Genomic DNA, 12305 nt, shown 5'->3' with positions numbered 1-12305 from the left:
GTAGTCAAGATTGGGAGTGCGCGGCAATTGCGCTGCACTCCTCTGCAAATCAAGGAAGCAATTTATCGGCAGTGCACGCTTGATATGAAAAAAGTATCAGCCATCTGATGAAGCATTAACGCCTGAGGTCACTCCCTCAACAATCTTTTCCAGCTTTTGCAGTCGACGTGCCATGTCGTCGAGCTTGCGGATACGTGCAGCGCTTTTGCGCCATTCGCCCGCAGGCTGCATTGCCGTACCAGACGAATAAGAACCTGGCTCAGTAATGGAGTGGGTCACCATGGTCATGCCGGTGATGAAAACACCGTCACAAATGTCGATATGGCCTACCAGCCCAACGCCACCGGCCAGCATGCAGTGCTTGCCGATTTTGGTACTGCCGGAGATACCCACACAAGCCGCCATGGCCGTGTGATCACCGATCTGCACGTTGTGAGCGATCTGAATCTGGTTATCCAGCTTCACACCATTGCCAATTCGTGTATCGGCCAATGCACCGCGGTCAATGGCGGTATTTACGCCAATTTCCACATCATCACCGATCAGTACACCGCCAATCTGGGCAATCTTCTGCCAGATACCCTTCTCGTTGGCGAAACCGAAGCCCTCGCCCCCCAGGACAGCACCTGACTGAATGACCACCCGCTTGCCGATGCGTACATCGTGATAAAGCGTAACCCGTGGAGCAAGCCAACCGCCTTCGCCGATTTCGCAACGGGCTCCAATGAAACACTGAGCCCCTACGGTAACACCAGCTGCAATTCGCGCCCCGCTCTCAACCACAGCAAACGCGCCGATGCTCGCAGCAGGATCAATCTGCGCATCATCAGCGACGACTGCCGTCGGATGAACCCCGGCAGTTGCCTTCGGCTTCGGATCGAACAGATGGGAAATACGTGCGTAGGCCAGATAGGGATCCGGCACCAGCAACGCATCGCCAGCATATGAATCAGCATCGGCAGGCTTCAAAAGCAACGCCGAAGCTTGAGTATCAACGAGGAATTTACGGTACTGCGGATTTGCCAGGAAACTGACCTGACCTGGACCGGCCTCTTGCAAAGTGGCCAGCCCGGTAATTTCTTTATCCTCGGCACCACGTAGCGTAGCCCCGAGGAACTCGGCCAATTGACCGAGCTTGATAGTCGCGGTCATAGGTTACTTCAGCTGGTTCATGCGCTCGATGACCTGGCGAGTAACGTCATACTGTGGCTTGACGTCAATCACTGCACCGCGCTCGAAGACCAGATCAAATGCACCTTTCTTGATCACTTCTTCAACGGCCTGATCCAGCTTTGGCTTCAGTTGCTTGAGCATTTCACGGTCAGCAACGGCTTTGGCTTCGTTCAGCTCCTTGGACTGGAACTGGAAGTCACGGGCTTTCTGCTTGAATTCAAGCTCAAGACGCTCGCGCTCAGGCTGAGCCATTTTGTCGCCACCGCTAACCAGACGGTCCTGAATGCCCTTCGCGCTGCTTTCCAGAGTTTTCAGTTTGGTCAGTTGCGGACCGAACTTCTTCTCTGCATCAACGGCATATTTCTTGGCCGCATCAGATTCCAGCAAAGCCATTTGATAGTTCAGAACGGCAATTTTCATGTCGGCAAAAGCCGGGCCTGCTGCGAGAACGGTTGCCAACAGTACCAATTGAGTCAACTTACGCACGATGTACTCCTACAGAATTCGCTGTCGTTATCTAAAGTCAGACGCTTAGAAAGTCTGACCAAGGGAAAATTGGAAAACCTGGGTTTCAGAATCGTCATCCGGTTTCTTGATCGGCATCGCCAAAGCGAAGCTCAATGGACCGAGCGCGGTGACCCAGGTCACACCTACACCAACGGAGCTGGCCATACCGGACAGATCAACGTTGTTACATTCAACTTTCTCGCCATTGCGGGTGCGGTTTGAGTCGCAGTTCGAGTCAAACACATTACCGACGTCCCAGAACAGAGAGGTACGCAGAGAACGTTGATCCTTGATGAACGGCAGAGGGAACATAACCTCTACACCACCTTGAACAAGGACGTTGCCACCGAACGGAAGTGGATCCTGATCCGGGTCTGCAAGCGTACCCCGACGAGTACCACTGCTAGGCGTACTGCGCGGACCCAGGGTGCTGTCCTTGAAACCACGAACCGAGTTGAAGCCACCGGCATAGTAGTTTTCATAGAACGGCAGACCTGAAGTCGAACCGTAGCCGTCGCCGTAACCCAGCTCAGTGTGCAGACGCAAGGTGTAGTTGTCGGTAATCGGGTGGAAGTACTGAGCGCGATAGTCCAGTTTGTAGAACGACAGGTCGCTACCCGGCAAAGTGGTTTCAAATGTCAGGCTTTGCGAGTGACCACGGGTCGCCAGCACACCTTTGTTCAGGGTGGATTCGGACCAGCCGACAGAGCCCTTGAAGTTCAGGTACTTGTCGCCTTCCTTGTCCACGAAGTCGAAGATTTCGTCGACGGTGTAGGTACCGGTCTTGATTTCGTCCTGCTGCACGGTCAGACCGTAAGTCAGACGAGAGGTCTCGTTGATCGGGTAGCCCATGCTGATACCAGCACCCAGGCTATCTACCGCATAACTTGCGACGTCGACGTCTAGATCATCGTAGTCGGTGGTGCGGTAGAACGCGTTGTAACCCAGGCTCACACCATCAGCGGTCCAGTACGGATCGACGTAGCTGAAGTTATAACGGCTTTGATATTCGCTGCGCGTCAGACCAATGCTGACCTTGTTACCAGTACCGAGGAAGTTGTTCTGACTGATCGAACCACCGAGGATCAAACCTGCGCTCTGTGCAAAGCCGACACTGGCGGTGATCGAACCGGATGCCTGCTCTTCTACCGCATAGTTGACGTCAACCTGATCGTCAGTACCCGGTACGGCAGGCGTCTCGACGTTCACTTCTTTAAAGAAGCCCAGACGGTCCAGACGAGTCTTGGATTGATCGATCAGATAGGTCGAAGCCCAGCCGCCTTCCATCTGACGCATTTCACGGCGCAGCACTTCGTCGGCAGACTTGGTGTTACCACGGAAGTTGATGCGGTTTACATAAGCACGCTTGCCTGGATCAACCACGAAGGTGATGTCGACAGTATGATCTTCGTCGTTAGGTGTCGGCACGCCGTTGACGTTCGCGAAGGTATAGCCTTCGTTACCCAGACGGCGGGTGATCAGTTCGGAAGTCGTGGTCATGACCTTACGCGAGAACACCTGACCTGGCTTGACCAGCAGCAAGGACTTGACCTGATCTTCGGGAACCTTGAGGTCTCCGCTCAACTTGACCGACTTGACGCTGTATTTCTGGCCTTCATTGACGTTGACCGTGATGTAAACGTTTTTCTTGTCAGGCGTGATCGAGACCTGAGTCGAGGCGATATCCATGTTGATATAGCCGCGATCGAGGTAGTAGGAACGCAGACGCTCGAGGTCGCCGGAAAGTTTTTCCCGGGCGTACTTGTCGTCGTTCTTGAAGAAGGAAAGCCAGTTGGTGGTCTTGAGCTCGAACAGATCGATCAGGTCTTCATCAGGGAAGACACTGTTACCCACCACGTTGATGTGCTGGATGGACGCGACCGTGCCTTCATTGATGTTTATCTTCAGACCAACCCGGTTGCGTGGCTGAGCAACGACCTCAGTCGCAACTTCAGCCGAATAGCGGCCTTGAGCGACATACTGGCGCTGCAGTTCGTTACGCACACCTTCAAGAGTTGCCCGCTGGAAGATTTCGCCTTCAGCCAGACCCGACTGTTTCAGACCCTTCATCAGGTCTTCAGTAGAGATGGCTTTGTTGCCTTCGATTTCGATACTCGCGACAGATGGACGCTCGACGACGGTGATGACCAGCACGTTGCCGTCACGACCCAACTGGATATCCTGGAAGAATCCGGTTTTGAACAGTGCGCGAGTGGCATCGACCAGACGACCATCATCCGCTTGCTCGCCAACGTTCAGCGGCAACGCACCAAATACACTGCCCGCGGATACCCGCTGCAGGCCATTGACACGGATATCGGAGATAGTGAAGGACTCGGCGTGAACTTCGGCAATCATCAGTACGGCAAGAACCGCAGTTAGCAGCAGACGTTTCATGAAGTCCTTTCTTATTCCAACTGGCAATAAACAAACTGCCGCAAAATGCGGCAGATTCGCAACTCAGCAAAGCTAAGCTTTACAGTCGACCCAGATCGTTGACCAGTGCGAGCAACATAACGCCCACCACCAGACTGATACCAATCTGAATCCCCCAACCTTGAACCCTTTCTGACAGGGGGCGACCACGTGCCCACTCAATCAGATAGAACAACAGATGCCCCCCGTCCAGCACTGGAATAGGCAGTAAATTCAGGACTCCCAGGCTTATGCTCAGATAAGCGAGGAAATTCAGGAAATCACCTATGCCCGACTGGGCCGAAGCGCCCGCCACTTTAGCAATGGTTATCGGTCCACTCAAGTTTTTTACCGAGAGCTCGCCGAACAACATTTTCCTGAGTGAATCGAGCGTCAATACGCTCATGGTCCACGTACGGCTGGCGCCCTCGGCCACAGCGGCTAATGGACCATAACTGACTTCGCGCAGCATATCCGGAGGCCAGTCGATACCTTTGACGCCAGCCCCCAGATAACCGCTCGCAGCCTTGCCTTCACCACGCGCCGCGAGTGTCAGCGGCACATCAAGTTGTACACCGTCACGCTCAACACGCAGGGAAATTTTCGCGTCAGGGCGCTCGCGCACCCAATCAACCACTTGCTGCCACTCTTCTACCGGACGACCATCCAGGGCAACCAGCCTGTCACCGGTTTTCAGCCCTGCTGCCTGGGCGGGACCTTTCGGATCCAGCTCGGCCAGAACCGGCGGCAGTGCCGGACGCCATGGACGAATGCCCAACGACTTGATCGGGTCCGGCTCTTCTGCCCCCTTCAACCAGTTATCCAGAGCGAGGCTGTGAGCGGTATCGACCGTCGCGCCAGGCTCACGCACCTTGAGCGCGACCGTACCGCTTTCACCCAGCCGGCGCACCAGTTGCAGATTCACAGCTGACCAGCCTGCAGTTGCTTCGCCATCCACAGAAACAATTTCCTGACCGGAACTCAGCCCTGCCTGTTGCGCAATACTGCCAGCCTCGACTGCACCGATAACCGGGCGTACCTGCTGGGTGCCCAGCATGGCCAGAATCCAGAAAAAGAAAATTGCCAGAAGAAAGTTCGCAATCGGGCCAGCACTGACAATGGCTATGCGCTGATAAACCGATTTGCGATTGAACGACTGATCAGCCAGCTCGGGAGGAACGTCACCTTCACGCTCATCGAGCATTTTTACGTAGCCACCCAACGGGATGGCTGCGATTACGAATTCGGTGCCCTGCCGGTCATGCCAACGAACCAGTGGAGTGCCGAAGCCGACCGAAAAGCGTAAAACCTTGACGCCACAACGCCGTGCGACCCAGAAGTGGCCGTATTCGTGAAAGGTAACCAGCACACCCAGCGCAATCAGGGTGCCGACAATCATATAGAGCGCGCTCATCAACTTTCTCCGGGTACCGTCTGGGTCAAGCCCCGAGCCAGTACCGTCTAGCGTCTGCGATTAACGCCCGTTGCGACTGAGCCATTGCTCGGCCAGAACGCGCGCTTTTGAATCCGCACTGAATACAGCTTCCAGATCAGGAAGCGGCACAACGGGTTCAAGATTCAAAACATCGTCGATCATACCCGCGATTTCCGGATAACGGATGCGCCGATCGAGAAATGCAGCTACAGCAACTTCGTTTACTGCGTTCAGCGTGGCCGGGGCGCTGTTGCCAGCCTCGGCAGCTTGCCGCGCCAGACGCAGACACGGGAAGCGCTGTTCGTCAGGTGCCTGAAAGTCCAGACGTGCGATGCTGAACAGGTCCAAAGGTGCCACACCTGAATCAATACGCTGCGGCCAGGCCAGCGCATGAGCAATCGGCGTACGCATATCCGGATTGCCCAATTGGGCAAGCACCGACCCATCGACATAGTCGACCATCGAATGAATGACGCTCTGCGGATGAATCACCACTTCAATCTGATCCGGCCGTGCATCGAATAGCCAGCAAGCCTCAATAAGCTCGAGACCTTTGTTGATCATGCTGGCAGAGTCCACTGAAATCTTGCGCCCCATCGACCAGTTGGGATGAGCGCAGGCTTGCTCAGGAGATACATCGTTCAATTCGCTCAACGGTGTCTCGCGAAACGGACCACCCGACGCAGTCAGCAAAATGCGTCGCACACCAACCGGCGCCAGCCCGCGCGCGTAATCAAGCGGCAGACACTGAAAAATCGCGTTGTGTTCGCTATCTATAGGCAGCAGAACCGCGCCACTTTGACGAACCGCCTGCATGAACAGCGCGCCGGACATGACCAGCGCTTCCTTGTTCGCCAGCAGAATTTTCTTGCCTGCCTCGACAGCCGCCAAGGTAGGCCGCAGTCCAGCAGCTCCGACAATCGCAGCCAGCACGGTATCAACCTGTGGGTGGGCGGCAACGTCACAAAGCCCCCTCTCCCCCACCAGCACTCGAGTATCGAGACCTGCGGCGGCCAGATCGTCCTGCAACTTGCGCGCAGACTCCTGGGTCGGCAGCACAGCAAAGCGAGGCGTGTGTTTGATGCACAGTGCCAGCAACTCGCTTTGCCGGGTAAAGCCAGTCAACGCAAATACCTGATAGAGATCAGGATGACGAGCAATGACGTCCAGCGTACTCAAACCGACCGAGCCGGTAGCGCCTAAAACGGTAACCTGTTGAGGACGACTCACAGCACGCCCCAATCAGCAGCCCACAGCAGCACTGCAAAAACCGGAATAGCAGCCGTCAGACTGTCGATACGATCAAGCACTCCGCCATGGCCAGGCAGCAGATTACTGCTGTCCTTGATGCCGGACTGGCGCTTGAACATGCTTTCAGTCAAATCGCCTACCACAGAGATAAACACAACAATCGCAGCACCCAGCAAACCGAACACGAACTGTGATCCAGTCCAGTCACGAACAACACCGACAACGACAGTGATCAGCAAGCAGGTGAGCAAACCACCGTACACTCCCTCCCAGCTTTTGCCCGGGCTGACTTTCGGCGCCAGCTTGCGTTTGCCAAAAGCCTTGCCAGAGAAATAGGCACCGATATCCGCCCCCCAGACCAGGACCATGACCGACAGGATCAACCAGTTACCCAGCGGCCATTGCTTGATCAGTACCAGCCCCTGCCATGCGGGCAGCAGGATCACCAGACCGATAGCCAGCTTGCAGATCGCACTGGACCAGTGTCGACTGGATTCCGGGTAGGTCAGTACCAGCCAGGTTGCCAGCACCCACCATATAACCGCTGCTATCAGAATCCAGGGAGCAAGCCCCGGCATGAGATAGAGAAGAAACGATAGCGCCGCCACAACTGCGGCATAAGCGATGCGCGCCGACTGAGCGGGGAAACCGGCGAGACGCGCCCATTCCCAGGCACCAAGGGTTACCACCACGCCGATGAACAGGGCGAAGCTGGCCCCGGAAAGCAGGAAAAATCCGCAAAGCGCAATCGGCAGCAGAATAAGTGCAGTGATAATCCGTTGTTTGAGCATTAAACCCGGGCTCCAGCTTCGATCTGCTCGCTCGTTTTACCGAAGCGACGCTGACGCGAAGCGAAATCGGCCAGCGCAGCGCGCATGGCATCGTGTTTGAAGTCCGGCCAGAACAGGTCGGAGAAGTACAGCTCGGCATACGCAAGCTGCCAAAGCAGGAAGTTACTGATGCGGTGTTCGCCACCCGTACGAATACACAAATCCGGCAACGGCAAATCACCGGTCGCCAGACAGGTTTGCAGCAATTCAGGCGTAATGTCATCCGGACGCAGATGCCCTGCCTGCACTTCGCGCGCAAGTCGCTGTGCAGCCTGGGCAATGTCCCACTGACCACCGTAGTTGGCCGCGATCTGCAGGACAAACCGATCGTTTCCGGCAGTGCGGTTTTCAGCTTCTCGCATGGCCGCTTGAAGCTCGGGGTGAAAACGGGATCGATCACCAATGATGCGTAAACTGATCTCGTTCTCGTTCAGGCGCTTGGTTTCACGGCGCAAGGCCGTGAAGAAAAGCTCCATCAACGCCCCGACTTCTTCGGCTGGCCGCTGCCAGTTTTCACTGGAAAACGCAAAAAGCGTGAGCACCTCGACCTTGGCCTCAGCACACACCTCAATGACCGCGCGAACCGCATCCACGCCCGCTTTATGCCCGGCAACACCGGGCAACAGGCGCTTCTTCGCCCAGCGGTTATTACCATCCATGATGATCGCGACATGACGCGGCACCGATGACGGCGCGGTCGATTTTGTCTTTTCCATGAAAGCGCCCCGAACCTTATACGGCCATCAGGTCTGCTTCTTTTGCCTTGGTGGCCGAATCGATGTCAGCCTCTGCCTTGTCGGTCAGTTTCTGGATATCTGCAGCAGCACGACGCTCTTCGTCTTCGCTGATTTCCTTGTCCTTGACCAGTTTCTTCAGATCACCCAATGCATCACGGCGGATATTACGCACAGCGACGCGAGCATCCTCAGCAGCGCTACGTGCCTGTTTGGTGAAGCCCTTACGGGTCTCTTCGGTCAACGCCGGCATGGAAATCAGCAGCAACTCACCGAGGTTAGTCGGATTAAGGTTCAAACCAGCGCTCTGGATTGCCTTATCGACAGCCGCCAGCATGTTGCGCTCAAAGGCAACAACCTGCAGGGTGCGGGAGTCTTTGACAGTCACGTTCGCAACGCCACTCAAAGGGGTATCAGCGCCGTAGTAAGGCACCATCACACTGCCCAGAATACTTGGGTGAGCCTTGCCGGTACGAATCTGGCCAAATGCATGGCTCAAGGATTCCAGGGATTTCTGCATGCGCTCTTGAGCGTCTTTCTTGATTTCGTTGATCATTGTGCGCCTTCCTCGATCAGGGTTCCTTCAGCGCCGCCATGTACGATGTTCAGCAGGGCGCCGGGCTTGTTCATATTAAAAACACGGAGTGGCATCTTGTGATCGCGGCACAGACAGATTGCCGTCAGATCCATCACGCCCAGCTTGCGATCCAGGACTTCATCGTAAGTCAGATGATCGAACTTCTCTGCATGCGGGTCTTTGAATGGGTCTGCGGTGTACACACCATCCACCTTGGTTGCCTTGAGGACAACGTCAGCGTCGATTTCAATGGCCCGCAAGCAAGCAGCCGAATCGGTGGTGAAGAACGGATTGCCAGTACCTGCCGCGAAAATCACGACTTCTTTTGAACTCAGGTGACGCATGGCTTTGCGGCGATCGTAATGATCGGTCACACCAACCATCGAAATGGCAGACATCACGATGGCAGAAATGTTGGCGCGCTCCAGCGCATCACGCATTGCCAGGGCATTCATCACAGTGGCCAGCATGCCCATGTGATCGCCCGTGACACGGTCCATTCCAGCAGCACTGAGTGCGGCACCACGGAACAGGTTGCCACCGCCGATAACCAGTCCGACCTGGACGCCTATGCCAACCAGCTGGCCGACTTCAAGCGCCATGCGATCCAGTACTTTTGGATCGATTCCGAACTCTTCGGAGCCCATCAGGGCCTCGCCGCTAAGCTTGAGTAGAATGCGTTTATAGCGAGCCTGATAACCACTGCCCTGCTGAGCCATTGCGAATCTCTCCTGCGGCGTTTTCTGAAAAAAATCTGTGCGGGCACTTTAAGCCTGCGCTAACTCTAGCTTGACGCTGCGACAGCGTCAGAAGAATGCAGCCTTGTAAGCCACTTCTCCAAGGAAAACAAACACCTTTTCCTTTTTGACAAAGAGGCTGCGCGCGTAAGCGGGCAGCCTCTTGGGTACGACAGTCAGTGAACCGTCTTACTTCTTGCTTGCAGCTACTTGCGCAGCGACTTCTTCAGCGAAGTTGTCAACTGGCTTGTCGATGCCTTCGCCCACTTTGAAGTAAGTGAAGGAAACGATTTCAGCACCGGCTTTCTTGGCCAGCTCGCCAACCTTGACTTCCGGGTTCTTGACGAAAGCCTGCTCAACAAGGCTGGCTTCAGCCAGGAACTTGGTGATACGACCGGCAACCATTTTCTCAACGATTTCGGCTGGCTTGCCTTTGATCTTGTCTTCGTTCAGTTGCAGGAAGACGCCCTTCTCGCGCTCGATCGCTTCGGCAGAAACTTCCGAAGGCAGCAGGAACTCAGGGTTGCTGGCCGCTACGTGCATAGCGATGTCTTTGGCCAGTTCAGCGTCGCCGCCTTTCAAGACAACGACAACACCAATCTTGTTGCCGTGCAGGTAAGCGTTGACCACGTCACCTTCGATGCTCGCCAGACGACGGATGTTCACGTTCTCGCCAACTTTGGCAACCAGAGCAGTACGCTCGACTTCCTGAGCTTCGATCAGCGGAGCTGCGTCGGTCAGTTTGTCAGCGAACGCTTTTTCCAGGCTGCTGGTGACGAAGTTCTTGAAGTCGTCTTGCAGGGCCAGGAAGTCGGTCTGGGAGTTGACTTCGATGATGGTAGCGCGCTTGCCATCTTCAGCAACCTTGACAGCGATAGCACCTTCAGCAGCGACGTTGCCTGCTTTCTTGGCAGCCTTGATAGCGCCAGAAGCACGCATGTCATCAATGGCTTTTTCGATGTCGCCGCCAGCCTTGGTCAAGGCCTTTTTGCAATCCATCATGCCTTCGCCGGTGCGCTCGCGCAGTTCTTTAACCAACGCTGCAGTAATCTCTGCCATTTCAAAATCCTCTTGGACAGGTCTTTAACCATTCCACCCGCCTGAACGGGCGTTCAAATTCTTGAAAACCCATGGTGGCATGCCGCACATGACAAGAAAGTCATGACAACGCCAACACATGGTTCTCGAGGTGGCAAAAAGGGGGCCAAGCCCCCTTTTTGCGTACTGAGTAAACGCTAGGCGTTAATTACTCAGCCTTCAACTGCAGCTGCTGGAGCTTCTTCGACGAAAACGTCGGTGCCGCCAGCAACGTTGTTGCGACCGCGGATTACAGCATCAGCCATCGAACCCATGTACAGCTGGATAGCGCGGATTGCGTCATCGTTGCCTGGGATGATGTAGTCAACGCCTTCCGGGCTGCTGTTGGTATCGACTACACCGATAACCGGGATCCCCAGCTTGTTGGCTTCGGTGATCGCGATGCGCTCGTGATCAACGTCGATAACGAACAGTGCGTCTGGCAGACCGCCCATGTCCTTGATACCACCCAGGCTACGATCCAGCTTTTCCAGATCGCGAGTGCGCATCAGCGCCTCTTTCTTGGTCAGCTTGGCGAAAGTACCGTCTTCAGCCTGAACTTCAAGGTCACGCAGACGCTTGATGGACTGACGGATGGTTTTGAAGTTGGTCAGCATGCCGCCCAACCAGCGGTGATCGACGTACGGCGAACCGCAACGTGCTGCTTCTTCAGCAACGATCTTGCCAGCGGAACGCTTGGTGCCGACGAACAGAATCTTGTTTTTGCCCGAAGCCAGTTTCTCAACGAAAGACAGAGCTTCGTTGAACATAGGCAGGGTTTTTTCAAGGTTGATAATGTGAATCTTGTTACGCGCGCCGAAAATGTATTTACCCATTTTCGGGTTCCAGTAACGGGTCTGGTGACCGAAGTGCACACCGGCCTTCAGCATATCGCGCATGTTGACTTGGGACATGATAGTTCCTTGATAAGTCGGGTTAGGCCTCCACGTATCCCAATGACCAACCAGCGGCTTCTAGCCGAGGGCACCCAGGTCATCGTGTCGACACGTGTGTGGGTTAGTGCTTGCGGGGCTTACCCCGGAAAGCGGCGCATTTTATACCATAGAAGTCTGGATAACGGAACTCGAATTACATGCAGGTTGCACGGCGCTTTACTGCCCCACTCATTAGCCCTGTGTAAGCACGAATAATGCGGAGGCGATTTTTTGCGTACATATCCATTACCGGGATAACGGCTGATATTGGTTGCGCCCTTACGGCGCCTCACTTTTGGNTTGGGCCCAAAAGTAAGCAAAAGGCTCTTGCCCCACCACTGGGTGCCTCGCTGTCGCTCGGCATACCCGTAATCCGACATTGCTGCGTGGGGCCGCCGCCAACGGCCATCCATGGCCTGAGGCGGCTAAACCGGCATCCCTGCCGGTTCACCCCACACAGCAATATCGAATTCCGGCCGGCGTGGTTTAAGGGGCGCTTAAGATCAAAATCAAAAGCAGATCAAAAGCAGAGCGAAAACGGCGGTAGCGCCTCGGACCGGTACAGACTGTGTGAAAACCTAGCCAACTCCTTTCAGATTTAAGAAAATGCCCCGCATCGAAAGATGCGGGGCAT

At 55.2% G+C, this 12305-nt stretch carries 11 protein-coding genes; all 11 read right to left on the bottom strand.

Annotation, left to right across the window (positions count from 1 at the left end; all coding sequences use genetic code 11):
- Window positions 1-96: 96 nt before the first annotated feature.
- Window positions 97-1152 carry a UDP-3-O-(3-hydroxymyristoyl)glucosamine N-acyltransferase gene (lpxD, locus tag AO242_RS18815; protein WP_099269921.1) on the bottom strand — a complete coding sequence of 352 codons (1056 nt, stop codon included), beginning with the start codon at window positions 1150-1152 and terminating at the stop codon, window positions 97-99.
- Between the two features lie 3 nt (window positions 1153-1155).
- Complete coding sequence (locus AO242_RS18810; protein WP_027898803.1) at window positions 1156-1659, bottom strand: OmpH family outer membrane protein; 504 nt, start codon at window positions 1657-1659, stop codon at window positions 1156-1158.
- Between the two features lie 45 nt (window positions 1660-1704).
- Entirely contained in the window at window positions 1705-4077 is a 2373-nt protein-coding gene (bamA, locus tag AO242_RS18805; RefSeq protein ID WP_099269920.1) for an outer membrane protein assembly factor BamA, read from the bottom strand.
- Between the two features lie 79 nt (window positions 4078-4156).
- Window positions 4157-5509 carry a sigma E protease regulator RseP gene (rseP, locus tag AO242_RS18800; protein ID WP_099269919.1) on the bottom strand — a complete coding sequence of 451 codons (1353 nt, stop codon included), beginning with the start codon at window positions 5507-5509 and terminating at the stop codon, window positions 4157-4159.
- A gap of 60 nt (window positions 5510-5569) precedes the next feature.
- Window positions 5570-6760 (bottom strand): 1-deoxy-D-xylulose-5-phosphate reductoisomerase, encoded by a 1191-nt coding sequence (gene ispC / locus AO242_RS18795; RefSeq protein WP_099269918.1) that lies wholly within the window; start codon window positions 6758-6760, stop codon window positions 5570-5572.
- Window positions 6757-7572 carry a phosphatidate cytidylyltransferase gene (locus AO242_RS18790; RefSeq protein ID WP_099269917.1) on the bottom strand — a complete coding sequence of 272 codons (816 nt, stop codon included), beginning with the start codon at window positions 7570-7572 and terminating at the stop codon, window positions 6757-6759. The genes ispC and AO242_RS18790 overlap by 4 nt, the downstream gene beginning before the upstream one ends.
- Window positions 7572-8327 (bottom strand): polyprenyl diphosphate synthase, encoded by a 756-nt coding sequence (uppS, locus tag AO242_RS18785; protein ID WP_027898808.1) that lies wholly within the window; start codon window positions 8325-8327, stop codon window positions 7572-7574. Before uppS ends, AO242_RS18790 begins: the two co-directional genes overlap by 1 nt.
- 16 nt (window positions 8328-8343) lie before the next feature.
- Window positions 8344-8901, bottom strand: coding sequence for a ribosome recycling factor (frr, locus tag AO242_RS18780; protein ID WP_027898809.1), 558 nt, complete (start codon window positions 8899-8901; stop codon window positions 8344-8346).
- Window positions 8898-9641: a UMP kinase gene (gene pyrH, locus AO242_RS18775; protein WP_027898810.1), complete on the bottom strand. Its 744-nt coding sequence runs from the start codon at window positions 9639-9641 to the stop codon at window positions 8898-8900. The genes frr and pyrH overlap by 4 nt, the downstream gene beginning before the upstream one ends.
- Window positions 9642-9848: 207 nt before the next feature.
- Window positions 9849-10718: a translation elongation factor Ts gene (tsf, locus tag AO242_RS18770; protein WP_027898811.1), complete on the bottom strand. Its 870-nt coding sequence runs from the start codon at window positions 10716-10718 to the stop codon at window positions 9849-9851.
- A 191-nt stretch (window positions 10719-10909) separates the two neighbouring features.
- Complete coding sequence (gene rpsB / locus AO242_RS18765) at window positions 10910-11650, bottom strand: 30S ribosomal protein S2 (RefSeq protein ID WP_095093596.1); 741 nt, start codon at window positions 11648-11650, stop codon at window positions 10910-10912.
- Between the last annotated feature and the right edge of the window lie 655 nt (window positions 11651-12305).

It is taken from the genome of Pseudomonas sp. ICMP 561 (assembly GCF_002699985.1).
Taxonomy (GTDB): domain Bacteria; phylum Pseudomonadota; class Gammaproteobacteria; order Pseudomonadales; family Pseudomonadaceae; genus Aquipseudomonas; species Aquipseudomonas quasicaspiana.
The sequence above is the reverse complement of the archived record's forward strand: the minus strand, read 5'-3'. Positions and strand labels throughout refer to the sequence as shown.